The organism is Microvirga terrestris (assembly GCF_015694425.1).
Lineage (GTDB): Bacteria > Pseudomonadota > Alphaproteobacteria > Rhizobiales > Beijerinckiaceae > Microvirga > Microvirga terrestris.
In genome coordinates this window covers 494430-519602 of sequence record NZ_JADQDN010000002.1, presented here as the reverse complement: position 1 = coordinate 519602, position 25173 = coordinate 494430, and the positions used below count along the sequence as shown (strand labels likewise).

Genomic DNA, 25173 nt, shown 5'->3' with positions numbered 1-25173 from the left:
CAAGGGGATATTGATGGATCGCATTCGCATCCGGGGCGGCGCGCCCCTCAACGGCCTGATTCCGATCTCAGGCGCCAAGAATGCGGCCTTGCCCCTCATGATCGCGAGCCTGCTCACGGCCGATACGCTCGAGCTCGGCAACGTGCCGCGGCTTGCCGATATCTCGTCCCTGCTGCGGATCATGAGCAACTTCGGCGTCGACCACTCGATCGCCGGCCGCCGTCCCGGTCAGTCCTCCGAGACGGGCCAGACCATCCGCCTGTCGGCCAAAAACGTCATCGACACCTCGGCCCCCTACGAACTCGTCTCGACCATGCGGGCGAGCTTCTGGGTCATCGCTCCCCTGGTGGCCCGCTTCGGCCATGCCAAGGTGTCCATGCCCGGCGGCTGCGCCATCGGCACCCGACCGGTGGACCTGCTCATCATGGCCCTGGCCAAGCTGGGCGCCGCCATCGAGATCGAGGCTGGCTACGTGGTGGCGACGGCGCCAAAAGGGCTTCGCGGCGCTGAGATCGACTTTCCGAAGGTGACGGTGGGCGGCACCCATGTGGCCCTCATGGCGGCGACCCTCGCGCAGGGCACCACCGTGATCCGCAACGCCGCCCGCGAGCCGGAGGTGGTGGATCTCGCCGAATGCCTCATCAAGATGGGTGCCAAGATCCAGGGCGCCGGCACCTCCGAGATCGTGATCGAGGGTGTTCCCAGCCTGAACGGCGCCTCCCACGACGTCATGCCGGACCGCATCGAGACGGGCACCTATGCCATGGCGGTGGCCATGACCGGCGGTGATCTGGTGCTCGACAATACCCGTCCCGACTATCTCCAGGCCGCCCTCGACGTTTTGGGCCAGGCTGGAGCCGAGGTCACCGCGACCCATGGGGGCATCCGCGTCCGCCGCAACGGCAACGGCCTTCAGCCGGTCGACGTGACCACCGATCCGTTCCCGGGCTTCCCCACGGATCTCCAGGCTCAGTTCATGGCCCTCATGACCCGGGCGAACGGCACTTCGCGCATCCGCGAGACGATCTTCGAGAACCGCTTCATGCACGTGCAGGAGCTGGCGCGCCTCGGTGCCCATATCCGCCTCGACGGCGACAGCGCCTATGTAGATGGCGTTCCGGGCCTGAAAGGGGCTCCGGTCATGGCCACCGACCTGCGCGCTTCGGTGTCCCTGGTGATCGCCGGCCTCGTGGCGGATGGCGAGACCACCATCAACCGCGTCTACCACCTGGATCGCGGCTTCGAGGCACTGGAGGCCAAACTCGCCCGATGCGGCGCGCTCATCGAGCGCGTCAGGGGCTGAAGGATGGAAGGCCGGCTTTACCGCCGGCCTTTTTCTTTTCAGGTTCAGGCGGCAAGCCAGGGCGAAAGGTTGCGCCGGGGCAGGGGGCTCTCTACCTAAAGATCAAAGTTCAACAACAGGTTGGTGGGCCATGGATCTCCTGAGACTCGTCGCGTTCGACCCTGAAGACCTTTCCGTCATCTCCGCTCACTTGCAGGATTCGCTGCTGCAGGTCGGGGATATCGCCTATTTGCCCAAGGAGCGGCGCTTCGCCATCCAGGTCCGCCGCTACGATTGGGAGGCAGCCACGCCTCAGCGTCGGCTGACCTGCATGCATTTCGAGAATGTGACGGGTGTGCGCGTCCGCGGCATCGACCGGAGCAACAAGGACGCGGTTCTTAACCTTCTCGCCATTGCGTTCGAGGAGAAGGACGCCCCTTCGGGCACCGCCACCTTGATCTTTGCCGAAGGCGGAGCCATCCAGGTGGATCTGGAGTGCATCGAAATGCAGATGAAAGATACCGGCCCGGTCTGGGCTGCCGAAAGCCGCCCCTCCCACGAGGACCAGTTTCAAACGGCGGAGCGCCCATAAATGGCGCAGAGGCTCGATGCGCGGGACGCCTCTTTCCCGCAGGCGTTTGCTGCCCTGCTCTCTGCCAAGCGCGAGGTCTCGGAGGATGTGGACCAGGCGGTGCGTGCCATCATCGAGGATGTGGTTGTGCGCGGCGACGAGGCGCTGATCGATTTCACCCTCCGTTTCGATGGATTGGCGCTTCAGCCCGAGACCCTGCGGGTGTCCGATGCCGAGATCGACGCTGCCGAGGCCCAGTGTTCCAAGGAAGCCCTGGAGGCCTTGGCGCTCGCCAAGGAGCGCATCGAGACCTATCACCGGGAGCAGCGCCCTAAGGACTTCAGGACCACGGATTCCGTCGGCGTCACCCTGGGCTGGCGCTGGACGGCGATTGAATCCGTGGGTCTCTACGTTCCCGGCGGCCTTGCGAGCTATCCGTCCTCCGTTCTGATGAATGCCGTACCGGCGAAGGTGGCGGGGGTTCCGCGCATCGCCATGGTGGTGCCGACCCCGCGCGGCGATACGAACCCGCTCGTGCTGGCGGCGGCGCGTCTTGCTGGCGTCGACGAGGTCTTCCGCATCGGCGGCGCCCAGGCTGTGGCTGCGCTCGCCTATGGCACCGAAAGCGTCAAACCTGTCGCCAAGATCGTCGGCCCCGGCAATGCCTATGTGGCGGCCGCCAAGCGCCGGGTCTTCGGCCAGGTCGGCATCGACATGATCGCAGGGCCCTCCGAAGTGCTCATCCTCGCCGATGCTAATAGTAATCCGGACTGGATCGCCGCCGATCTCATGGCCCAAGCCGAGCACGATACGGCTGCGCAATCGATCCTGATCACGGACAGTCCGGCATTGGCCGATGCGGTGGAAAAGGCCGTCGAGCGCCAGCTCCAGACCCTTCCCAAGGCAAAGATCGCCGGCGCGAGCTGGCGCGATTATGGGGCGATCATCCTGATCGACCGGCTGGAAAACGCCATTCCCCTCGTGGATCGGCTGGCCCCCGAACACCTCGAAATCGAGACGGAGAACGCGGAAGAGCTTGCAGCCAAAGTCCGCAATGCGGGTTCCATCTTCCTCGGCAGCCACACGCCGGAGGCCATCGGCGATTATGTAGGCGGCCCCAACCACGTTCTGCCCACGGCGCGCTCGGCCCGGTTCTCATCGGGTCTCGGCGTGCTTGACTTCATGAAGCGAACCTCGATCCTGAAATGCGATGCGAACGCTCTGCGGGCGCTCGGCCCGGCGGCCATTGCGCTCGGGCGTTCGGAGGGTCTGGAGGGCCATGCGCGGTCGGTCGCGATCCGCCTGAACCTCTAGCGCATCGTGCGAAAAGGTGGTTCCGGTTTTTCGTACTCAACGATGCGCTCTTTTATAGAGTGGAGCATCGGAAAAGCCCCAAAAGTGCAAATCCACTTTTGGGGCCGATGCTCTAAGGTTAACCGGAGGCGGGATGGCGAGTGAAGCGAAGGAGCGGACCCGGCTGGTCGCCGTCACCCTCGACGAGGCCTCCATCGGCCGTGGCAACCCGGATCAGGAGCATGAACGGGCCATCGCCATCTACGATATCCTCGAAGAGAACACCTTCGCGCTGCCGAACTACGATGGCGGACCCTATGCCTTGCGCATCTCGCTCATCGACAAAAAGCTCTGCTTCGAAGTGACCACGCAGGACGGCGCGCATCTCATCTCGCACCACCTGTCGCTGACGCCGTTCCGCAAGGCCATCCGCGAATACGAGATGATCTGCGACAGCTATTACCAGGCGATCCGTTCCGCCTCGCCGGCACAGATCGAGGCCATCGACATGGGGCGGCGCGGTCTGCACAACGAGGCGGCCGAACTGCTGATGAAGCGGTTAGAGGGCAAGCTCATCCTGGATTTCGGCACGGCGCGGCGCATCTTCACGCTCATCTTCGCGCTTCACTGGAAGGGCTGACGCTTGGAGGAGCGCCTGGATGAGCCTCTGGACGAGCCCCGCCCGAAACGGATCCACTCGGTTCTGTTCGTCTGCGCAATGAATGCGGTGCGCTCGCCCATGGCGGAAGCGATTGCGCGCCATTACTTCGGCAAGTCGATCTATGTGCAGTCCGCCGGCGTGCGCAAAGGCGAGCCGGACGGCTTTGTGTCGTCGATCCTGTCCGAGATCGGCATCGACGCCTCCAAGCACAAGCCGCGCACCCTCGATGAACTCGAGGAGTGGGAAGGGTTGAACTTCGACCTCATCATTTCGCTTTCGCCGGAAGCCCATCACGCGGCGCTCGAACTCACGCGCACCATCGCGGCGGATGTAGAGTATTGGCCGACGCCGGACCCGACGATCACGCAGGGCTCGCGCGACCAAGTGCTCGATGCCTATCGCAACATCCGTGACGGCTTGATGTACCGCATCCGCCTGCGGCTCAAGCAGACCTCATCCAAAAGCCCGAATGACGGCGAGGGTGCCTAGGCCGGCTACAAGGCCGACGATGTCGATCCGCGTCACCGCCATGGCGATGATGGCGGCGGCTAATGCAATCATGGCGGGCCAGCCGTTGTCGATCACCACAGGCAGGATCGTCGCCAGGATGATGGAGCCGGGAAGGGCGCGCAGGCCCCGTTCGATGCGCGGCGTAATGCGCACACGGCTCATGACCACGACGCCTGCGATGCGACACAGGAACGTCACCAGCGTCATGCCCGCAATGGCGAGAACCGAACCCCACGGGCTCGCGATGAAGCTGGCGAACCCGTTCATTCGATCAGCATCCCGGCAACGACGCCCGCGAGCGCACCGGCGATGATGAAGAGATAGCCCGGCACCAGCGCATGGACGATGAGCGAGACGAGCCCTGCTACCAACCAGGGGAGGGCTGGCTTGAACCCTTTCCAAAGGGGCACGAGCATCACGCCGAAGAAGATCGGCATCACGAGATCGAGGCCGAAGCGCCTGGGCTCAGGCACGAGGGCACCCGCGAAGAAGCCGGCGAAGGTCGCCACCAGCCAGACCAGCCAGAGGATGAGCGCGCAGCCCAGCAGCACTCCCACATCCCGGCCGCCCTCAGTGTGATACCGGGTGCCGATGAGCCAGCCAGCCTCCGTGAGGAGGAAGAGGTTGAGTGCCGTGCGTGGGAGAGGCTCGTGCTTGAGCCATGGCTGGAGGGTTGCCCCGAGCATGATCATGCGTGCGTTCACCACGGCGGTGACCGTCATGATCGTGAGGATCGTCGCAGGCGTCCAGACCTGCTGCCAGATCTCAAGCCCCACCATCTGCGAGGCACCGGCATAGACGAAGCCTGAGAGGCCCAAGGTTTCACCGAGGGACAGGCCCTTCTGCGCCGCGGCCGTGCCGAAGGCCAGGGCGAACATGATGAAGCCTGGAAAGGCCGGAAGCGCGGCGCGCGCACCGTGGCGCAAGCCTGAATAAGAAAAATGAGGGCGGAGAGCGGGGGGCATGAGCGTCATGCTCTGTGCCCTCCCACATCTCCGCCGTCAATTGGAGATTGGGGATCCCGGATGGCTGTTCCGCCTCAGCCGACAGCGCCATTAACGAAGGGTGCCACCTCGACATAGCCTTCGTAAATCATCTTGAGAGCCACATAGAGGATGATCGCCAAGCCTACATAGGCGATCCAGCGATAGCGCTGGAGCAGACGGGCAATGTAGGAGGCTGCAACGCCCATGAGGGCGATCGACAGCAGGAGGCCGAAGGCCAGGATGTAGGGATGCTCGCGCGCCGCGCCGGCCACGGCGAGCACGTTGTCGAGGGACATGGACACGTCGGCGATGACGATCTGCCAGGCTGCCTGGGCGAAGGTCTTGCGCGGGACTCCGCCGGCAATGGTGCCATCCTGGTTGATGTCACGGCCTTCCAGGGCCTCTTCAGCCGCGTGCTGCTCTGCCTCGTGTCCTGCGCGCAATTCGCGCCACATCTTCCAGCACACCCACAACAGCAGAATGCCACCGGCGAGCAGGAGGCCCACGATCTGAAGAAGCTGGGTCGTGAGCAGGGCAAAGATGATACGCAGGACCGTGGCGGCCAGGACGCCGAGCAGAATGGCCTTGTTGCGCTGCTCCTTGGGGAGACCGGCGGCGGCCAGACCGATGACGATGGCATTGTCACCGGCAAGCGCCAGATCGATTCCGACCACCATCAGGAAGGCGACGACCTCAGGTCCGAAAAACTGCGAGAGATCAAACATGCAGTGCCTCATATGTCGGTTTGCGGGCAGCGCATGCGAAACGTTCAAAGAGACGCATCTGGCACCGTCCTGATCCGAAAATCTTCGAGGCAGGAGCCGAAATGCAGGCAAAACCGTCTGTTTGAACGAACCCAGGCCGTCCTGGTTTTCATCCAGTCCGACATCGCCGCTCCTTTAGGGAGCGACCAGAGGGGCCCGGCCTGGCTACCGGGTCCATCTAGACAACCCAGGTCCAGGGATCAAGTCACCTCTCATGGAAGGCAGCGCCTTATCCTAAGGATGATAGGCGGTTTCCCTTCTGTCCCCTAGTTCCCAAGACGTATTGTTGAGAAGGCCTGCTTCAGGGAAACAGAAGCTTGATCCGGGTTGGTGCCTCAGGCCATATCGATTTGAAAGAACATGGGGCGCTCAAGGCGTCTGTCGGGAGGTCGTTCATGTCCACTCTTCACGAAGGCTCAGGGCCCGCGAGGCCCGGCGGGCCGGTCCGCGCGCCCCAAAACATCGCGGGCGGATTGGTCCTGCTGGCGCTGGCGGCCCTGGCGCTGTGGCTCACGCAGGATCTCGACCAGGGCACTCTTAATGCCATGGGGCCGGCCATGCTGCCCCGATGGCTCGCCATCGCGGTCGGCCTGTCGGGGCTTGCCCTACTCGCCTTCGCCTTCATTAAGCACGGCGATGCCCTGGAGCGCTGGAACCTGCGCGGGCCGGTCTTCGTGATCGGCGGCATCCTGGCCTTCGCGCTCACTATCCGCCCCTTCTCGTTCGGAACCCTGACGACCCCAGGTTTGGGGATGTTGTTCGCAGGTCCGCTCGCCATCATCATCGGCGGGTATGCTACGCCCGAGGCGCGCCTGCGCGATCTCGTCATCCTCAGCTTGAGCCTCACGCCGTTCTGCATGGTGCTGTTCGGCGATCTCCTGAACCTGCCGATTCCGGTCTTCCCCCAGGCGCTCACGGGCCTGTTCCCCTCCGACTGGTCGCAGAAAGCGGTGCTGCGGGCGACCGCCGCCATCCTGGCCGTGGCGGCCGTGATCGTTTTCCTTGCAACCCGTAGTCGGCATCGCGGTCCGATTGACGTGGCCGACCACAGCGGGAGGATCTGATGGGTGACTTTTTCTCCAATCTCAGCCTCGGCTTCGGGGTCGCCCTGACCCTGCAGAACCTCGGCTTGGCCTTCCTTGGTTGCCTTGTGGGCACCCTCATCGGCGTGCTGCCGGGCGTCGGCCCGATCGCCACCATTGCCATGCTGCTGCCTATCACCTTCGGGCTCGACCCGACCGGCGCGCTCATCATGCTGGCCGGCATCTATTACGGCGCTCAATACGGGGGCTCGACCACCGCGATCCTCGTCAACATCCCGGGTGAGGCCACCTCCGTGGTCACGGCGCTCGATGGTCACCAGATGGCCCGCCAGGGCCGCGCCGGCGTGGCGCTCGGCATCGCCGCCATCGGCTCTTTCTTCGCCGGCACGGTGGCAACCCTGGTCATCGCCGCCCTGGGGGCCCCGCTCACCAGGCTTGCGCTGATCTTCGGCCCGACCGAGTACTTCTCCCTCATGGTCATGGGCTTGGTTTTCGCGGTCGTGCTGGCGCGTGGCTCGATCCTCAAGGCCATCGCCATGATCCTCGTGGGCGTGCTGCTCTCCACTGTAGGCACCGATCTGGAGACGGGCGAGGAGCGCATGACCTTCGGGCTACCGTTCCTGGCCGACGGCATCGACTTTGCGGTGCTGGCCATGGGCATCTTCGGCATCGCCGAAATCATGCGCAATCTCGATCATACCGAGACGCGCGACGTGGTGCAGCAGGCCATCGGCCGGCTTCTGCCGAACCTGGATGACTTCAAGCAGGCATATAAACCCGTCCTGCGCGGCACCTTCATCGGGGCGATCCTCGGCATTCTGCCCGGCAACGGCGCAGTGCTGGGGCCTTTCGCTTCCTATACGCTCGAGAAGAAGATCGCCAAGGATCCGCGCCGCTTCGGCCGCGGCGCCATTGAGGGCGTGGCAGGACCCGAGAGCGCCAACAACGCCGGTGCGCAGACCTCCTTCATCCCGCTGCTGACGCTGGGCATCCCGCCAAATGCCGTGATGGCCCTGATGGTCGGCGCCATGACCATCCACGGCATCATCCCCGGTCCTCAGGTGATGACCAAGAACCCGACCCTGTTCTGGGGTATGATCGCCTCGATGTGGGTGGGCAACCTGATGCTGCTCGTCATCAACCTGCCGCTGGTCGGCATGTGGGTGCGGCTGCTGAAGGTGCCCTACCGGCTGCTGTTCCCGGCGATCCTGATGTTCTGCTGCATCGGCATCTACTCGATCAACTCGCTGCCCACCGACGTGATGTTCATCGGGTTCTTCGGACTGGTGGGCTACATGCTGATCAAGTTCGGTTTCGAACCAGCGCCGATGCTGCTCGGCTTCGTGCTCGGCAGGCTGATGGAGGAAAACCTCAGGCGCGCCCTCATCATCTCGCGCGGCTCTCTGGAGACCTTCATCGAGCGTCCGGTCAGCGCGGGGCTGCTCGCGGTGGCCGCTATCCTCCTTGTGATCGCCCTCCTGCCCTCCATCCGGAAGGGGAGGGACGAGGTCTTCACCGAGTAGCTTGCCTTCAGCTCCGTCTTGCCCACATGGTAGGCCATAACTTTTCCAAGGGAGGAAAATTGATGAAGAAGGTTGTACTGGCTCTGGCCGCAGTCGCCGGCTTGGCCGCAACGGGCGTCCAGGCCCAAGGCTATCCCACTCGCCCGATCACGATGATCGTTCCGTTTGCGGCCGGCGGCCCGACGGACGTGGTGGCCCGCATCGTGACCGACAACATGAGCCGTACCCTGGGCCAGCAGATCGTGATCGAGAACGTGGCCGGCGCCGGAGGCACCACCGGCATCACCCGGGCGGCCCAGTCCCAGCCCGATGGCTATACTATCATGATGGGTCATATGGGCACGCACGGCGCCGCGCCGGCCCTTTACCCGAACCTGAAATACGACCCGACCAAGGATTTCGCACCCATCGGCCTGGCCGCCGGAACCCCGATCGTGATCGTGGCCAAGAAGGATTTTCCGGCCAACGACCTGAAGGGCTTCCTCGATTACCTGTCGAAGAACGCCGACAAGGTGAACATGGCCCATGCGGGTGTGGGCTCCGTCTCCCACTCCACGGGCATCTTCTTCAACTCCGTCGTCAAGGCGAAGCCCACCATGGTGGCCTATCGCGGCACCGGTCCGGCTCTGAACGACCTGATGGCCAATACGGTCGACTTCATGACCGACCAAATCGTCAACGTGGCCCCCCAGATCCAAGGCGGCAACATCAAGGCTTTCGCTATTGCGACCCCTGAGCGTTCACCGGTTCTGCCGAACGTGCCGACCACCAAAGAGGCCGGTCTCGAAGGCTACGAGGTGAGCGCCTGGAACGCCATCTTCGCTCCCAAGGGCACTCCGCTGGATGTGGTCAAGAAGCTCAGCGACGCCCTCATGAAGTCCCTGGACGACGAGAACACCAAAAAGCGCCTGCTTGAGCTGGGCGGTGTGATCCCGAGCAACACTGAGCGGACTCCGGAAGCCCTGCAGAAGCTCGTCGAGAGCGAGGTCGCCCGCTGGACCCCGGTTCTTAAGGCTGCCGGCGCAACGGCGGAATAACCGTTCCCAAGCTTAAGCATGTCATACGGCGGGCCTTGGGCCCGCCGTATTCATTTCCGGGCCGTCCGGCCTCAATCAGGTCTTGAAATTGCTCGTCCGGGCTATTACACCCTGCCTCACGTGCAGCCGTAGCTCAGTTGGTTAGAGCACCAGATTGTGGATCTGGGGGTCCCCCGTTCGAGCCGGGGCGGCTGTACCACCTTAAAGCCAGTGTGCTTAGACCTCGCAGGTTCGAGGCATTATCCTCAGTCTGAAGTGCATTCCAGAGGCGTAGCGGCACGTTGTGTTCCGCTTCTGAGCGGAGCACAGGCGGCTATGCCATCTCTGGGATTTGGACTATGACGCAGACAGGACCGTCGAGGTTGGCGGCACTCTAACTGTCCAGCAGGTCATATCGATGGAACCGGAACACGATGTCGCTGAGGCGCGGCGGACGAGGGCTGGCGTTCTCTATGCGCTCGCGGCGTTCTTCATGTGGGGCTTGGTGGTGCCGCTGCACTTCAAGCTTCTTTCGTCCATACCGCCGCTTCAAATTCTTGCGCACCGCATCGTGTGGGCGAGCCTGTTTGCCCTTGGGTTGATATTCGTCTTCAGGCAAAGGGAAAAGCTCGTCGAGGCTCTCTCCTCTAGCCGTCACCTGCTCCTGCTTGGTGTTTCGGCAGGTCTGGTTGCGATCAACTGGTTGATCTACATCTGGGCCGTGAATTCCGGGCATTTGGTCCAGACGAGCCTCGGGTATTTCATCAACCCACTCCTGAATGTGGTGCTGGGGGTGCTCTTCCTCCGAGAGCGGCTTCGTCCTGCCCAGGTGGCAGCCTGCCTGCTCGCCGGTGCGGGTGTTCTCGTTCTCGGCGTGTCTTCCGGCGAGATGCCGTGGGTCGCGCTGGCCCTGGCATGTAGCTTCGGCTTCTACGGTCTGGTTCGGAAGATCGTACCGGTGCCTCCACTCGTCGGCTTCTGCATCGAATCCCTTTTGCTCACGCCCCTGGCGCTGGGCTACTTGGCTGTAACGTTCGCCGATGGCAGCGCTGCGGCGTTCCAAGGGCATGCCGGTCTTGATCTGCTTCTCGTGCTCACGGGGTTCAGCACAGCGGCGCCACTGATCTGGTTTGCTGCGGCAGCCCATCGACTGAAGCTGTCCACTATTGGCCTCCTGCAATATCTGGCACCGTCAGGGCAACTGGCCCTTGGCGTCCTCGTTTATGGGGAAGCTTTCGGATGGGTGGACGCCATCGCCTTTGGTCTGATCTGGATAGCCTTGGCGATCTATACGATGAGCGCCTTGAGGTCTGCATCCGATAAGAGATGAAACGAAGGCTGCTCTCCTGATCCTGTGGTATCCAATCAAACAAGAGCGGGATAGGCACGATACGCAAACGGAAGCGGCCCCGGTCACCCGGGGCCGCGTCACGTCTGATACAATCGGCTACCGACTTCAGATGACGAGGAAGTCGGCCGCTGTAAGCTTGGCGAGATTCTCGATCACGGCGAACTTGACTGCCGCGCCTGAACCCGAGCCATCGGCGTCGTAAGACAGAGAGCCGGTCTTGTTGTCGTAGATGATGCGGTCGTCGGAATCCAAAGCCTTGGTGCCAACCATGAAGCTGCTGGCCGACAGATTGCCCCACTTGAGCTTGGAGAACGCCGAGTCGTTGAGGCGAATTGTGTCATCGACCACATCGAAGTCGACGATCACGTCCACGTTCTTGCTGCTCGGGCTAGTGTCGAAGGTAAACGTGTCCTTGCCCGTGCCCCCGGTCAGCACGTCGCTACCATTCTTGGCCCAGATCATGTCGTCGCCTGCTTTGCCGTCGATCAGATCGTTGCCGGACGTGCCCGTCAGGCGGTCAGCGCTGCTCGTGCCCGACATCGTCTTCGTCGTGCTCGGCCGCGAGGTGGTCGGCATCGGGGACGACGGTGAACCCGTCTCCGCCACATCGGCAACGGCGAGAGTCACGGCGCCGGTATCGGTGTCGCCATCTGCGTCCTTGGCGGTGTAGCTGAAGCTGTCCGAGCCGTAGAAGTTGGCCTTCGGGGTATAGACGAAGGAGCCATCGGCGCTGATCTTCACACTGCCGCCCTGAGCAGTGGCGAACGTGCCGGAGATGGCCACCTTGCCTCCATCGGGGGCGGCGTCGTTGACCAGAACGCCCTGTGACGCACTGACGGTCAGAGCCTGATCCTCAACGGCCGCATACCGGTCGTCGGATGCCATGACCGCATTATCCTTCGAGTCAGGATTCGGGGTAGGAAGCGGAGCCGGTTGAGTTGGCTGCGTCGGCGTCGTCACCGTGCCGTTGTGATTGAAGCTCAGGGCGTAGAATGAGGTCTGGCCGTAGCCTGTGCCATTGGTCTCATTCGCGCCGAGATAGGCGCCAGCCTTGAAGTAGAATGAGTCCGACTGCCACACGCTGTTGATCTTGCTGACTGACTTATAGATCTCGCCGTCAGCAAAGACCGTCACCTCAAGGGTGTCACCCTTGGCGTTGATCGTGTAGGAGAAGCGCTCGTCCAGCGAAACGCTCGGCTGCTGACCAGACGCATTCACGAAGTAGAACTTCGTCTCGCTGTTGCTGGAGCCGGCCTGATCGTTGGCGAAATAGAGCTTGCCATTTTCCCAGTAAAGTCGAACCAGCTCGTCGTTCTTGCCATGGATCTGGCCGACGATGACGCGGCCCCCCATGCCTTCGCGGTTGGGAGCGGCATCGACTTCGAGAGTGGCGCTCATGAAGCCGCCCGTCTGGAGGTTCCATGCAGCGTTGGCGGTGCCGTTCATCTCACGCAATTCGGATCGGGCGTAGGACGAGCCGCTGGTGGTCGCACCCTCAACCGGAGCCATAAAAGTCATGGCGCCATCGGCTGCGGTGTAGAAGTACTTGGAGTTCTGGTAGGTGGAGAGGTTCTTTACCTCGACGGCCGTGCCGCTGATGCCGCCATTGGCATCCACAGGAAGGGTGATCTTCCAATTGGACAAGTCAAAGTTGCCGCCGGGAGCGACCGAAGGATTCAAAGTCATATTGTCTGCCCCAAAAATAAGCGAGCCTCTTATTTGAGGCTTCTGAATAATAGTTATGCAGTTCTATGAAGAACCTGCTGCGACTACGCAGAGATAAAACACTAGGCGACTATCGATACAGGTGAGCACTTCTTGTGGTGCTCATAATACTGCGGATTTCAGAATCGATATCTGTTCGTCCGTTGAAGTCGTTCTGATCGTGGAATAAGGCAACATCGTGGCAGGGCTTGTATTTTTATTCTAGGCTGTTCGAAGCGTAACAATATTGGGAATGCGCCCCAGTGACGTTCGAGAATATATGCGGCCAAAGGGAGCGTAGATAATCCTTTGTTTGCCTAACGATGAGCCCTATTCAGCTCATTCTCTCCAGAGGAATGCAAAGAAAGAGCGCCGTTTCACATGGCGCTCGAGGGGGGTCGCTTTTGCGACCGGGAGGGAGGATCGTGCCAGTCAGGCACTTATTGAGGCTGCGCCTGAAACGTAAATGGTTAGTTACGAAACGGAAGGTATTGCGCCAAATCCTTTGATATGCTTGCCGATCAGAATGCTCTCTCAGGTTTGTGCTGTCGATTGGTAAGCTGATCTTTGCTGCTTCAATGCAGTACGAGCAGCCAACTCACCAGTGCGAGAGGAGCAACAATACCAAGGACGAATGAAACAGCACTGTAAGCCATGAGAGCCTCCTGCTGATTCCCAAAGGTAAACCAAGGCTCATCAGGAAGCCGTGCGCTGCGGCACGTCCGAGAGGGTGAGTTTTCAGCGTTCGGGTTTTTTATCGACCGGCAGAACCGCTGGGGGCGAGGTCACTTCAGGTTGTGCAAGTTCGTCCGACGCATCGCTGCGCGCCTTGCGCTTCCGACCGAGCCATTTGTACAACATCCAGCCTAGTCCCGAGCTTATGGCGGCGATCACGACTAGGCCGGAACTCGGGTAATCACGGAAATTGACGTGGCTTGCGGTGTCAAGCTCGTCCAGATCCTTATCAGTCTGCTGGTCGGTTTCGGGCATGCATGCGCCTCGTCAGGAATACTCCACATATAGACCGCGCAAGCTGCCTGTCCATTGATGGTGAGCTCTGAAGGTTAGAGAGAGCGCTCAAGGCCGTCTTGAGGAGCGGGTAGGAATGGCCCAGGACTAAGTCATCCCGTGGCCATTCCACCTTCGATTGCCATCCTGAGCCAGAGAAGGATGATTTCCATCCGCAGCTGCGGAAAGACGTTATGGGAGGCCTAGCGCCTGATGGCGCCGTGCCACGTTGCTCTTTCGGCGAGCTTTACCGCCAAGTCAGCCAACCGGAAGCTGTTGTGAAGCGTCAGCTCCAAGTTTTCCTGCATGAGAGAGACCTGGGTCTTAGTAAGATCTTGGAGCGACCGGCACTGAGCGAGCTTGGTCCATCCATCCAGATTCGTCTGCAACCGCTTCTGGCTCATGCTCAGGCATTCTTGCGAGAGATCCTGGACGCCGACCGTCATGGTACGCGTGCTATCGGCTCCCAGGCGAACTACTTCATCGACTCCATCCAGACTGCGCTGGACAGCCGCGCCTATATCGGCAGGAGCGCTGGTCTCGACATGCTTCAGGTCATTGAGGTTTGCCAACTCGTCCTCGACCTGGTCTGCAACGGCTTGAGCCTCTTCATCGCTAAGCACCTCGAGAACGGCCGGGAGAAGCTGTTTCCGGTCATCCCGGATATGTTGTTGGAAAGCCTTTCTGAGTTCGGCGACCTTGCCGAGAAACTCGCTGCTGCTCTTTTGCATGCGCTCGAGCTCTCCCAGCAGCAAGGCTGTCTCCTGGTTATCGCTGATGGAGGCGCTGAGCAGCTCCTGCATCCCGTGCTTTTGCAGGATGGGGAAGAGATGCTGCTCCTGCAAGCTGGCAAGAAGCTCCAGTTCGTCCTTCAGATCCGCAAAAAGGCGTTCACGCGTTTTGGTCGCGCTGTCTGAGGTTGCAAGGATTTTGTCGAAAAGGTCATTCGCCTTATCAGGCGGTGTCTGGCTGAAATGTTTTGAAGGCATTGTCTTTCCTCATTGTGTGAAAATGGATCAACTCAAACGCGTTCGGCTCATGCGGCAGAGACTAAATCATCCGGTAGCACGCCGAGTTCCTGGAACTCTATCGTGCAGTCTACAGCTCCATTGCCAAGTATATCGACTTCACCAGCAAACAATGACCTGAATACGACAGGCTCATTAGAAGACTGCAATCAGTGCAGGGCTGCGGCCGAGAAATTCAGAGCGATGCAAAAGGTTTTCTACTGATCGAGAGTTCGGCTGCACCGCATGTTAGCAGCAATCATAGAGACATAGTCTGTTCACAGTCGATGGGGACCAGATGAACTTTATTCTCTTGTAAATGTGTCACTCGCTGCTGGTTATCAGCAGAACAAACGGTCTCAAGCTCACCGTTTTTCGAATGCGGGATTAGTGACAGTTGCGATCAGCGCGCTGCAGTCATTCCGGCGGCTTCCGGAACGGCGCTTTTGGTAAGAGTGATCTTGCTGGCACTCCGATCGCACGAGACAGTGACGAAACCGTCCGAGGCTTGGATGCGAGCTGTCACAACATCGTTCGTGTTGACGAGCTTGACAGGCTCCTGGTCCATCTCCTGTGCAGCTTCGCTGATGATGGAGAGGCACTCGCCGAAAGGCATGGAGGCGATGCGGGTGTCGGCGGATTGAGCCTGAGCGCCACCGATTGCTGCCGTGGTGAGCGTGCCAGCCAGGATTGTCATCAGAAGGGAGCGCATCAACCTATTCTCCAACGCCCAGAAGATCACCACATCCGAGGCTTGCCCGCTGTGCTCTACCGCACAGGGAAGGAACGTGCCGCAGCGTGGGCCGTTCCTCGCTGTCAATGTCGCAGGGAAGTGTATGCCGGTTGCAGTGGAGCTTATGTTGACAGCGTTAGCAGAGATTGAATCCCAGGACCATAAAGCTGAACCGCCTCATTCTTGAGAATGTGTCAGCCGCTCGATTCCTTTTGATTTCCAAGGATCTGGCGCCCGCGCTGCTCCGCTTGTTCCAAGGCTTCGACTAGCAGCCGTCGGCCCTGCAGCAGGGCTTGTTCATCTGAAGCGCTCAGGCTCAGGGCAGAGAGAATTTTGTCTGCTTCCATTTCATGGTGAGTGTCTGGCATGAGGTCGCTCTCTTTTACAAGCTCTGCCGGTGGAACTGCCGAACTTCACTCCCGGTTCCGGTCCGATGAGGGCTGCAGCCTCAAAAGCGCCTACCTTGGCCTTTAGGTCGCGCCCAATGCGCTTGTTCGAGACTTGCCAGTTCCCAGGAATTGTAAGACATTTACATCGATCACAGCAGAGCATCCATGATTGCCCATGCACGAGTCGTCGTTCGGTGTCGTGACAAGTGTTAATTTGCGTATGGCCCTGCCTGCCGGGCTTGTTCGTGGCAGACCCATCCGATTGACGTTCACTCTATTCCGCGTTCAGACATGATTCATCGCGACATTGGCAGTCATGGTTCCATGACAGGCGACGACCCGGATCCCTTAAAGGATGCTCTCGATCTCCAAATTCGGGTGAGGTCTTTAAGAGCATTGCTCGAGTTGCAACGCTGGCAGATCGAAGTGCTCAATGACAGGCTCTACGCCTCCGATCCAGGCGGGGTTGCCGCCAGGCGGCTGCTCGCTCTCAAGCGCGTGGAGATGCAGGGGCTTCAAACGCCTCTGGCGGTGAACGACCCCTGATCCGGCAGCAGGCCCATGCCGAAACGAAAAAGCTCGGTGCTGCCACCGGGCCTTCGTGTTTCGAGAAGTGTCGGATGATCAATTGAACTTGTAGTTCACGCCCGCACGCAGCACGCCGAACTCGGCATCGCGGTTGACGCTGACGCGGCCGCCTTGGTCGAAATTGTCCTTTGTGTCGATATCTACATAAAGGCCTTCGACCTTGGCGGTGAAGTTGTTGGTGATCGCGTATTCGACGCCGCCGCCGATGGTCCAACCCCAATTGACCTCATCGCCGGAATGATGCCCGAGGATCGGATCGATGCCCCTGTTTCCGCCCACATCGCCATAGGCGAAGCCGGCCGTGCCGTAGACCAGAGCGCGGTCGAGGGCCACGCCGGCGCGGGCCCGGATGGTGCCGAAGAAGCCATCGGAGTCACCCGGGTAATAGGTCGTGCCATAGGATGCGCCCTTGTTGCCGACGGCAGCATACTGGAGATCCGTCTCCACACCGGCCACGAACATGCCGAACTGATAATTGTAGCCGGCCTGTGCGCCGCCGACGAAGCCGCCGTGGCGCCGGCCGGGAATGCTGCCGAAAGTCGGATCGTAGAAGCGGCTGTCACCCATGTTCCAGGCATAGCCTGCGTTGAGGCCCGCATAGAAGCCGGTCCAGGTGAAGACCGGAAGTGCATTGTAGGAAGTCGCAGGGGAATAGCGGGACGGAAGATCGGCCGCATGGGCGTTCGAAACCGCAAGGCCGAGAGCCGCTGTGGCAGCGAGCAGTCCAAGAGCAGATTTACGCATGATTGTATTCCGTACGTGTGAGCCAGAAATCGCGAGGCATGAATTGCCTGTCGCTGAGGTCATAAAATAATGTGAGAGAATGTTGCAATATGCTTGGATGTAACCACTGGAAACATGATTGATGCTTTATAAATTTTTACTTTTCATCAACCATGATGCCGGGGTGCGGGTTGAGATCCTCTGGCGGTTATGTGCACATCAGCCCGTGACGTTAGGCTTTCCAGCCTCAAGTTAAGAGACAACGACTTGGCCTCATCCGCACAGGGTGAGGCCTTTTTCTTGACGCGGGCAGTTGCTGGTTCGACAGGCGGAAACCGTTCAGGGCGAGTTCGCCGCGAGGGCTTGAGCACGCCGGGCAATCGCGCCGACATCGGCGCTCATGGCAAGCTTGTCATGTTCGAGGTCAGTCACTGGAAACCAGCCGGCTTCAAGCGCATCGTCGCCCGCGACAGGCTCTCCGGAGATCCAGCGGCAGCAGACGGCGATCAGGATGTAATGTTGTCGAACCGCTCCGTAAGGATCAGGCACCAGGATGTCGAGCGTGGTGATGACATCCTGGGCGTCCGCATGGACGCCTGTCTCCTCCAGGAGTTCCCGGGTGGCTGCTGCCCGGACCGTCTCGCCGAACTCGATCTTGCCTCCGGGGAAACCCCAAAGGCCGGCATCGGGCGGATTGGCCCGGCGGACCAGCAGAGCCCGATCCTCATGGATGACGACGGCGATAACGGCTGGAACGGGTGATGGAGACATGAAAAAGGCTCGGCTAATGTGGCCGAGCCTTAACGCATGATCATGCGGTCGGATAGATCGCTTAGCGCGCCGAACGCTGAAAGGCCGAGTGCAGGGGCTCTAGGCTCTTGGTGAACCAGAGCGCCGTCGACTCCGCGATGGCCTTCCATTGGGCAGAAGCTGACTCATAGGCTTGGCGCGTCGCTTGGCTCTGCGCCTTGAGGGCCTCGGGGAGGGGAGCCGAGCTGATTGCCGAGCGCCAGAGGTCGAGAGCCGTGCTGCTCTGGATGGTCAGGGCATCGATGATCTTGCCGTTGACCTCCAGGGCGCCCTCGGCGGATGCGGTGACCGCCTCGCTGACGGCTTGGCGGAAGGCGTCGCCCTGCTTCTTCGCCGAAGAGAAGACAGCCTCAGCTGCGACAGGCAGCACCTCGGGCACTTTCGGCTGCGTCGCAGGCTTTGTAGCCTTGACCGTCTCCAGGGCCGTGACGGCTGGAATAGCCGCCAGCTCGATGAGATCGGCCTTCAGCTCAAGGCTGGCGGCCTTCGTTGGTCTCTTGGCTCGTGGCTTCTTCGCTTCCACCATCGTGAGGTCCTCGCGGGGCTGTTGGAGAGTGGCTTACTTCTTGGAGCCCGGCTGCTTCATGGCCGACTGTGCCATGGCGCCGAATTCCTTCATCTGGGTCTGCATGGCCTCGAACTGGCTGCGCGCGAACTCAGCTTGGATCTGCATCGCTTCCTGCATATCCTTGGCACGAACCATCCTCTGGGCGAGGTCGAAGGCTGCGTTCAGGTTCTGCTCAGTATACGTGAAGGTCTTACGCGCCGCGTCGCGGGCGCTGGTCTGGACCGTCGCGGCAGAGCCTTCGAAGGTGTCAGCCGTCTTCTGAGCCGCGGTCATGAAGCCGTCGATGGCCTTGCGGGCCTGCTCAACGCTCTTCTCCGCGAAATCGCGCATCTCCGGGGGGATTTCGTAACCTTGGGGTTGGTTCGTGGCCATGACATGCTCCTTGTTGTAAGGCATTTGTGCAGTGCAATATCACATTGTGCGCTGCAAAATCAACTGCTTTGTGCCTCACGTTATTAAGGTTACCTCAAAGTAAACGGATTCAAGGGTTCCGCCTTGCATGCTTGACCACAGATATTAGTCTAAAGCTCAGCCAGAAGCATTTCTGTAACATCCGTGGCAAGGACCGTTGATGACGGGTGGCCCCAATTCCTTTGAACATCTGATCGACCGGCTTGCCGCCGAGCCCGCCCTTCGCCTGCTCGCCGAGCCGAGCGCAGTCGTGCTCATCTGGGATCGAGAAGGTGAGCAACTTCTCTGGAGGTCATCTGGCGCCGAAGGGTTGAGGAATGCCTTCACCGAAGGCTTCGAGCGGGTAACCCGCGATATTCGCACCCGTGAACGCATCAAGGCTCTCGCTGGCGGCCTCGCTCCCAGTGAGGGTGTCCGTATGGAGCGTCTGAGACTCAACCCGGCTCGCCCTTGGCTCCCGATGGCCTGTGCCTGCCGCTTGGCGGCCTTGGACAACGGCGAGGCCGTGCTGGTGACAGCATTCACCGGATCGGCAAACAGGGCCGGACGTCCTCGCGCTGTTCAAGCCGGCGGCGAGGTTTCATCGTCTCACAAATATGCACCTGAGATCCCCGGCGACTCCACTTCTCAAGGGGATCAGCCTCGCGGCACCATCCGTTTTGTCTGGCGGGCGGATGCACAGACCCGCTTCACGGAGGTCTCTCGGGAGCTTGCCCAAGCGGTCGGACTCAATGCAGCGGACATCGTCGGGCGGACTTGGCAGGAGGTGGCCCGTTCGGTAGCCGAGGATCCGGACGGCGTCGTCGCGACACTGTTTGCTCGCCAGGACACTTGGAGCGGACGAACCGTTTTCTGGAACATCGACAATGCACCGTTGCAGGTGCCTGTAGAATGGGCCGGTATGCCTGTCTTCAGCACCGACCGGGAGCTGATCGGATTCCGGGGCTTCGGCCTGCTGCGCATGGACGAGGCACGCGAGCGGGAGATCCTTGAGAAGCCGACAGAGAACGGTGGTAGCAGTCAGGCCGACCTGATCGCCCAAAGCCTCGTCCCTGATGACACCTTTCCGTTCCGTCCTCCGGAGGAGTTGCCTGCACAGGAGCCGGAGGCGGAAAGTGATGTGTCCGACGAGGAAAACTGGTTCACCAATCTTCGGGAGCAGGTCGCAGAAGCTCTCTCCAGCAACGCACCGCCGGAACCTGCGCCTCCACGCAAACTCGTCGAAAGGCAGCTGCCAGGCTCGACCCTTTCCGACACTGAGCGAAACGCCTTCCGGGAAATTGCGCGGGCGCTCGGCGCCCGGTTGGAAGACGCGTCGTCTCAGGACAAAGCCGCGGATCAGCCCGGCGCCCCTGAGGAGAGCGCACCGACCGCCGAGAGGGATATTCCTTCCAGGCCAGTCGGCCTTCCGGCCAGCGGTGATCCCATCCTTGACCGGCTGCCCATCGGCATCCTGATCCATCGTGGAGAGCACATCCTCTTCACCAACCGTTTCCTGCTCGATCTCACCGGCTATGAGACTATCGAGCAGATCTGGGCCGAGGGCGGCCTCGTGCATCTGTTCCGCGGGTCACCCGCTCTCGGAGGTTCGGGCGAGGACGACACGGCCCTTGTTCTGACAACCCGCAGCAACGGGAACATCGCCGTCACGGTACGCGCCTCGTCGGCCGAGTGGGAGGGCGGCGAGGCGGACCTTCTGGTGATCCGCAGGGCTTTCAACGCAGATGCTCGGCCCCCGATAGCGGACAGCCGTGTGCATGAGTTGGAGTCAATCCTCGATACGGCCACGGACGGCGTGATCGTGCTCAACGAGACCGGGCGCATCCTCTCCCTCAACCGCTCGGCCGAGGCGCTCTTCGGCTATGACGAGCGGGCGGTGGCGGGCGATGCCATCACGGTTCTGCTGGCGCCCGAGAGCCACATCGTTGCCCTCGACTACCTTGAGCGCCTGCGCTCGCCGGGTGTCGGCAGCCTGCTCAACGACGGGCGCGAAGTGCTCGGCCGGGAGCGCCAGGGCGGCTCGATCCCGCTCTTCATGACTATGGGCCGCCTGGGCGATGGTCCGGAGCGCCGGTTCTGCGCGGTGCTGCGCGACATCACGGCTTTCAAGAAGACCGAAGGCGAGCTGATCGGCGCCAAGCATGCGGCCGAAGAAGCAAGCGCACAGAAGTCCGATCTTCTGGCCAAGATCAGCCATGAGATCCGCACGCCTCTGAACGCCATCCTGGGGTTTGCCGAAGTCATGCTTGAAGAGCGCTTCGGTCCGGTCGGCAACGACCGCTATAAGGAATACCTCAAGGACGTCCACGCCTCCGGCTCCCATGTGATCAGCCTCGTGAACGATCTTCTGGATCTCGCCAAGATCGAGGCGGGGCGCCTCGAGCTCTCCTTTACGGGGGTAGGCCTGAACGATCTTGTCTCCAGCTGTGTCGCCCTGCTTCAGCCGCAGGCCGCCCGCGACCGCATCGTGATGCGCATGAGCTTCGCGCCCAAGCTGCCGCCGGTGGTGGCCGATGAGCGCTCCATGCGCCAGATCGTGCTCAATCTCGTGTCGAACGCCATCAAGTTCACCGATGCAGGTGGACAGGTGATCGTCTCCACGGCCATGACGGACCGGGGCGAGGTAGCCTTCCGGGTGCGTGACACTGGTATAGGCATGACACCTGAGGAGGTCGAGGCTGCCCTCGAACCCTTCCGGCAGCTCGCCACGTCGCGTAAGCGCGGCGGTACGGGTCTCGGACTGCCTCTCACGAAGGCCCTGGTCGAGGCGAACAAGGGAGCGCTGCAGATCTCAAGCCAGCCGAATGAGGGTACCCTGGTCGAGGTGATCTTCCCGCCGACGCGGGTTTGGGCGGAATAGTGCGCAGCTTTGCTCTGCGACACGCCGCCCGTGCCGACATGGAGGCTGTCGCCCGATTGCACCGCCACGTGCGCAAAACCTGCCTTCCTTATCTGCCCGAGCTTCACACGCCGCAGCAGGATCTGGCATTCTTCGAGGAACACGTCTTCCCATCGTCCACGATCTGGCTGGCCGAGGATGAAGGCCGGTTGATCGGGTTTGCAGTCTTGAAGCAGGATTGGCTCGATCACCTCTATGTGGATCCGGATTGGCATGGCCGTGGCGTGGGAACAGCTCTTCTGACAGCTGTTCGGGAAGAGACCGAGGAGCTGAACCTTTGGACATTCCAGGCGAACGGGCAGGCGCGCCGGTTCTATGAGCGCCACGGTTTCAGGCTTGTCGAGATGACGGAAGGCTCCGGGAACGAAGAGCGCACTCCGGACGCGCATTATCGGTGGACACGAACCCAGGCTGACACTCGCTCGTGATCCTGTGCGATGGATCAAAGCCGCCCGGGTGACTTGCGCTTAGAGCCAGCCGCAATAGGTTGTGTTGGGCTCACCCGCCCCGGAATGCCACGAGACGACGGATCCTCATGTCTACCTATCGCCTCGACAAGCTGCTTGCTCCGCGCTCGATTGCGGTCGTCGGCGCGAGCCCGCGTCCCGGCTCCCTCGGCCTGACCTTCCTGCGCAATCTCATTGCCGGCGGTTTCGAGGGAGACATCGTGTCCGTCAATCCGCACCATGTGGAGATCGAGGGGAGGGCATGCTTCCCGTCTCTGGCCGAGCTGCCGGAGGTTCCTGATCTCATCGTCGTTGCGGTGCCGCCGGAGAGGGTGCTCGGCGTCATCGAGGAGGCCGGGCGTGTCGGAGTGAGTGTCGCCGTCGTGGCAACGGCCGGCATGGGCTATGGCGAGGGCTCCTTAAGCGAACAGGTCCGGCTGGCGGCGCGCGTCCACGGGCTGCGCGTCGTCGGCCCAAACTGCATCGGCGTGCTCGCACCCCGGGCCAAGATGAACGCGAGCTTTGCGGCGCACAGCGCCAAGCCTGGCGATCTGGCGCTCGTGTCCCAGTCGGGCGCCATCGCGGCTGGCCTCGTCGAATGGGCGGCGCAGAGGAATGTGGGCTTCTCGGCCATCGTGTCGCTTGGCGATAAGGTCGATGTCGACTTCAGCGACTGCCTCGACTTCTTCTCCGCCGACAGCGGCACGCGCGCGATCCTGCTCTACATCGAGTCCATCGATAACGCGAAGAAGTTCATGTCTGCGGCCCGTGCTGCGGCGCGCGTCAAGCCCGTGGTGGTGATCAAGGCCGGGCGGCATGCGCAGGGAGCGAAGGCTGCCGCCACGCATACGGGGGCGCTGGCGGGTTCTGACGCGGTCTATGACGCGGCCTTCCGCCGGGCGGGGCTGCTGCGCGTGCTCGATCTCGACCAGCTCTTTGCGGCCGCCGAGACACTGGGACGGCAGAAGCCCTTTCCTGGCAATCGACTGGCAGTTCTTACCAATGGAGGTGGTATCGGTGTGTTGGCGGTGGATCGTCTGGTGGATCTCGGCGGAACGCTGGCCACCATCTCGGAGACGACCCGCAATTCGCTCGATGCCATCCTGCCGCCCACATGGTCGCATGCAAACCCGATCGACATCATCGGCGATGCGAACCCTGAGCGCTATGCGGGCGCCCTGGAGGCATTGCTGGCGGACTCCGAAAACGACGCCGTTCTCATCCTCAGCGTACCGACGGCCGTGGCCGGCGCCTCGGATGTGGCCGCTGCCGTCGTGAACGTGGTGAAGAAGGATAGGGCGAGGGGCTACCGGCAGAAACCCGTGTTTGCCGCCTGGATCGGCGAGGATCCGGAATCGGCCCGCGTGTTCGAGGAGGCCCGCATTCCGCATTTTGCCACGGAGGCCGATGCGGTGCGCGGGTTCATGCAGCTCGTGCGCTACCGTGAGGCGCAGAACCAGCTGATGGAGACGCCCGATGACCTTCCGGGCGATTTCTCGCCGGATACGGAAGCTGCCCGCGCCATCGTCGATCACGTGCTTTCGCAGAACCGCCGCTGGCTCGATCCGCTCGAAGTCAATGCGCTGTTGAGAGCCTATGACATTCCGACCGCCCCGGTCCTGCTTGCGACAACGCCGGAAGAGGCTGCGGAGGCGGCACGATCGATCCTCGCCGAGGGTGGAACGGTCGCCGTCAAAATTCTCTCGCCGGACATCGTGCACAAATCCGACATCGGGGGTGTGAAGCTCGATCTCACCACCGAGGAGGCGGTGAGCAGGGCTGCCGCCGACATCTTCGAGCGCGCGGCGCGCCTGAGGCCGGAGGCGAATGTGGCCGGCGTCACGGTGCAGCCGATGGTGCGCCGAACCAAGGCCCGCGAGCTGATCATGGGCATCGCCGACAATCCGTCCTTCGGCCCCGTCGTGCTCTTCGGGCGCGGCGGCACGGCCGTGGAGGTGATCAACGACAAGGCGCTGGCCCTGCCGCCCCTCGACCTGAAGCTCGCCCATGATCTCATCGCCCGCACCCGCGTGTCGCGTCGCCTCAAGGCCTATCGCGACGTTCCGGCAGCCGACGAGGGAGCGATTGCCCTCACGCTTGTGAAGCTCGCCCAGATGGCGGCTGACTTGCCCGATCTCCGCGAACTCGACATCAATCCGCTGTTGGCCGATGAGACCGGCGTGATCGCGGTCGATGCCCGCGTGGCGGTTGCGCCCGAGACCCGCAAGGGCAGCGGACATCCGCGCTTTGCGGTGCGGCCCTATCCGAAGGAGTGGGAGCGCACCATCGGGCTGCGCAACGGCAAAAATGCCTTCGTGCGGCCCGTGCGCCCGGAGGACGAGGAAGAGTTCCGGCGCTTTTTCGAGAAGATCACTCCGGAGGATCTGCGCCTGCGCTTCTTCGCGCCGGTGCGTGACTTCAGCCACACCTTCTTGGCGCGCCTGACCCAGCTCGACTATGCCCGCGCCATCGCCTTCGTGGCCTTCGACGGGGAGACGGGCGAGATGATGGGGGCGGTCCGCCTCCATGCGGATGCCAACCATGAGACCGGGGAATACGGCATCCTGCTCCGCTCGGACCTGAAGGGGCTTGGTCTCGGCTGGGAGCTGATGCGGCTCATGATCGAGTGGGCGAAGGTGGAGGGCCTGCGCGAGGTCGAGGGGCAGGTGCTGCGCGAGAATTCCACCATGCTCGACATGTGCCGCAGCCTCGGTTTCTCGATCCGCATCGACTCAGACGATCCGGAACTGCGCCTCGTGACCCTGCCGATCGCCTCCATCGAGGAACCCGGCAAGCTCGCCAAGTCGACCTGAAGAAGCCGATCTGACAAGCAAAAGGCCCGCCGTGGGGCGGGCCGCAATCCTTACCGAAGCCTCATCCTGAGGAG

General features: G+C 61.8%; 25 protein-coding genes and 1 tRNA gene. 14 read left to right on the top strand and 12 right to left on the bottom strand.

Annotation, left to right across the window (positions count from 1 at the left end; genetic code table 11):
• Positions 1 to 13 precede the first annotated feature (13 nt).
• The 5 genes from murA (at position 14) to I2H36_RS06615 (ending at position 4296) form a co-directional block, all read left to right on the top strand.
• Positions 14 to 1303: a UDP-N-acetylglucosamine 1-carboxyvinyltransferase gene (gene murA / locus I2H36_RS06635; protein WP_196263067.1), complete on the top strand. Its 1290-nt coding sequence runs from the start codon at positions 14 to 16 to the stop codon at positions 1301 to 1303.
• A gap of 130 nt (positions 1304 to 1433) precedes the next feature.
• Entirely contained in the window at positions 1434 to 1874 is a 441-nt protein-coding gene (locus I2H36_RS06630; RefSeq protein WP_196263066.1) for a DUF2948 family protein, read from the top strand.
• Entirely contained in the window at positions 1875 to 3167 is a 1293-nt protein-coding gene (gene hisD / locus I2H36_RS06625; RefSeq protein ID WP_196263065.1) for a histidinol dehydrogenase, read from the top strand.
• 133 nt (positions 3168 to 3300) lie between these two features.
• Entirely contained in the window at positions 3301 to 3786 is a 486-nt protein-coding gene (locus I2H36_RS06620) for a UPF0262 family protein (RefSeq protein ID WP_196263064.1), read from the top strand.
• Positions 3787 to 3789: 3 nt separating this feature from the next.
• Complete coding sequence (locus I2H36_RS06615) at positions 3790 to 4296, top strand: arsenate-mycothiol transferase ArsC (RefSeq protein WP_425523277.1); 507 nt, start codon at positions 3790 to 3792, stop codon at positions 4294 to 4296.
• Here I2H36_RS06615 and I2H36_RS06610 read toward each other — a convergent pair.
• The 3 genes from I2H36_RS06610 to I2H36_RS06600 form a co-directional block, all read right to left on the bottom strand.
• Positions 4261 to 4584: an AzlD family protein gene (locus tag I2H36_RS06610; protein ID WP_196263063.1), complete on the bottom strand. Its 324-nt coding sequence runs from the start codon at positions 4582 to 4584 to the stop codon at positions 4261 to 4263. The two genes, I2H36_RS06615 and I2H36_RS06610, sit on opposite strands and share 36 nt — an antisense overlap.
• Positions 4581 to 5291 carry an AzlC family ABC transporter permease gene (locus I2H36_RS06605; RefSeq protein WP_246718674.1) on the bottom strand — a complete coding sequence of 237 codons (711 nt, stop codon included), beginning with the start codon at positions 5289 to 5291 and terminating at the stop codon, positions 4581 to 4583. Before I2H36_RS06605 ends, I2H36_RS06610 begins: the two co-directional genes overlap by 4 nt.
• Before the next feature lie 65 nt (positions 5292 to 5356).
• Complete coding sequence (locus I2H36_RS06600; RefSeq protein ID WP_196263062.1) at positions 5357 to 6028, bottom strand: TerC family protein; 672 nt, start codon at positions 6026 to 6028, stop codon at positions 5357 to 5359.
• 434 nt (positions 6029 to 6462) lie between these two features.
• On the opposite strand from I2H36_RS06600, the gene I2H36_RS06595 reads away from it, so the two are divergent.
• From I2H36_RS06595 to rarD, 5 genes are all read left to right on the top strand, one after another.
• Positions 6463 to 7131 carry a tripartite tricarboxylate transporter TctB family protein gene (locus I2H36_RS06595; RefSeq protein WP_196263061.1) on the top strand — a complete coding sequence of 223 codons (669 nt, stop codon included), beginning with the start codon at positions 6463 to 6465 and terminating at the stop codon, positions 7129 to 7131.
• Positions 7131 to 8633, top strand: coding sequence for a tripartite tricarboxylate transporter permease (locus I2H36_RS06590; RefSeq protein ID WP_196263060.1), 1503 nt, complete (start codon positions 7131 to 7133; stop codon positions 8631 to 8633). The genes I2H36_RS06595 and I2H36_RS06590 overlap by 1 nt, the downstream gene beginning before the upstream one ends.
• A 62-nt stretch (positions 8634 to 8695) precedes the next feature.
• A complete protein-coding gene (locus tag I2H36_RS06585) occupies positions 8696 to 9670 on the top strand; it encodes a tripartite tricarboxylate transporter substrate-binding protein (protein WP_196263059.1) in 975 nt (324 codons plus the stop codon).
• Between the two features lie 122 nt (positions 9671 to 9792).
• Positions 9793 to 9869: transfer RNA gene (locus I2H36_RS06580), tRNA-His, on the top strand.
• A gap of 198 nt (positions 9870 to 10067) precedes the next feature.
• A complete protein-coding gene (rarD, locus tag I2H36_RS06575; protein WP_196263058.1) occupies positions 10068 to 10979 on the top strand; it encodes an EamA family transporter RarD in 912 nt (303 codons plus the stop codon).
• Positions 10980 to 11105: 126 nt separating this feature from the next.
• On the opposite strand, the gene I2H36_RS06570 is transcribed toward rarD, so the two are convergent.
• From I2H36_RS06570 to I2H36_RS06550, 5 genes are all read right to left on the bottom strand, one after another.
• Positions 11106 to 12686: a polysaccharide lyase family 7 protein gene (locus I2H36_RS06570; protein ID WP_196263057.1), complete on the bottom strand. Its 1581-nt coding sequence runs from the start codon at positions 12684 to 12686 to the stop codon at positions 11106 to 11108.
• Positions 12687 to 13442: 756 nt separating this feature from the next.
• Complete coding sequence (locus I2H36_RS06565) at positions 13443 to 13694, bottom strand: hypothetical protein (protein WP_196263056.1); 252 nt, start codon at positions 13692 to 13694, stop codon at positions 13443 to 13445.
• Between the two features lie 221 nt (positions 13695 to 13915).
• Complete coding sequence (locus I2H36_RS06560) at positions 13916 to 14701, bottom strand: phasin family protein (RefSeq protein WP_196263055.1); 786 nt, start codon at positions 14699 to 14701, stop codon at positions 13916 to 13918.
• A 421-nt stretch (positions 14702 to 15122) separates the two neighbouring features.
• A complete protein-coding gene (locus I2H36_RS06555; protein ID WP_196263054.1) occupies positions 15123 to 15431 on the bottom strand; it encodes a hypothetical protein in 309 nt (102 codons plus the stop codon).
• Between the two features lie 215 nt (positions 15432 to 15646).
• Entirely contained in the window at positions 15647 to 15820 is a 174-nt protein-coding gene (locus I2H36_RS06550) for a hypothetical protein (protein WP_196263053.1), read from the bottom strand.
• Between the two features lie 345 nt (positions 15821 to 16165).
• On the opposite strand from I2H36_RS06550, the gene I2H36_RS06545 reads away from it, so the two are divergent.
• Positions 16166 to 16387: a hypothetical protein gene (locus tag I2H36_RS06545; RefSeq protein ID WP_196263052.1), complete on the top strand. Its 222-nt coding sequence runs from the start codon at positions 16166 to 16168 to the stop codon at positions 16385 to 16387.
• 78 nt (positions 16388 to 16465) lie between these two features.
• Here I2H36_RS06545 and I2H36_RS06540 read toward each other — a convergent pair whose 3' ends face one another.
• From I2H36_RS06540 to I2H36_RS06525, 4 genes are all read right to left on the bottom strand, one after another.
• Positions 16466 to 17173 carry an outer membrane protein gene (locus I2H36_RS06540; protein ID WP_196263051.1) on the bottom strand — a complete coding sequence of 236 codons (708 nt, stop codon included), beginning with the start codon at positions 17171 to 17173 and terminating at the stop codon, positions 16466 to 16468.
• A 318-nt stretch (positions 17174 to 17491) separates the two neighbouring features.
• Positions 17492 to 17923: an NUDIX hydrolase gene (locus tag I2H36_RS06535; protein WP_196263050.1), complete on the bottom strand. Its 432-nt coding sequence runs from the start codon at positions 17921 to 17923 to the stop codon at positions 17492 to 17494.
• Positions 17924 to 17984: 61 nt separating this feature from the next.
• Positions 17985 to 18488 carry a phasin family protein gene (locus I2H36_RS06530; protein WP_196263049.1) on the bottom strand — a complete coding sequence of 168 codons (504 nt, stop codon included), beginning with the start codon at positions 18486 to 18488 and terminating at the stop codon, positions 17985 to 17987.
• Positions 18489 to 18521: 33 nt separating this feature from the next.
• Positions 18522 to 18902 carry a phasin gene (locus I2H36_RS06525; protein ID WP_196263048.1) on the bottom strand — a complete coding sequence of 127 codons (381 nt, stop codon included), beginning with the start codon at positions 18900 to 18902 and terminating at the stop codon, positions 18522 to 18524.
• A 199-nt stretch (positions 18903 to 19101) separates the two neighbouring features.
• Between I2H36_RS06525 and I2H36_RS06520 the strand changes: the two genes are divergently transcribed.
• The 3 genes from I2H36_RS06520 to I2H36_RS06510 all read left to right on the top strand — a co-directional run bounded on the left by I2H36_RS06520 (position 19102) and on the right by I2H36_RS06510 (position 25099).
• Positions 19102 to 21801 carry a sensor histidine kinase gene (locus I2H36_RS06520; protein WP_196263047.1) on the top strand — a complete coding sequence of 900 codons (2700 nt, stop codon included), beginning with the start codon at positions 19102 to 19104 and terminating at the stop codon, positions 21799 to 21801.
• A complete protein-coding gene (locus tag I2H36_RS06515; protein WP_210330960.1) occupies positions 21801 to 22268 on the top strand; it encodes a GNAT family N-acetyltransferase in 468 nt (155 codons plus the stop codon). The genes I2H36_RS06520 and I2H36_RS06515 overlap by 1 nt, the downstream gene beginning before the upstream one ends.
• A gap of 107 nt (positions 22269 to 22375) precedes the next feature.
• Positions 22376 to 25099: a bifunctional acetate--CoA ligase family protein/GNAT family N-acetyltransferase gene (locus I2H36_RS06510; protein ID WP_196263046.1), complete on the top strand. Its 2724-nt coding sequence runs from the start codon at positions 22376 to 22378 to the stop codon at positions 25097 to 25099.
• The last annotated feature ends 74 nt before the right edge of the window (positions 25100 to 25173 follow it).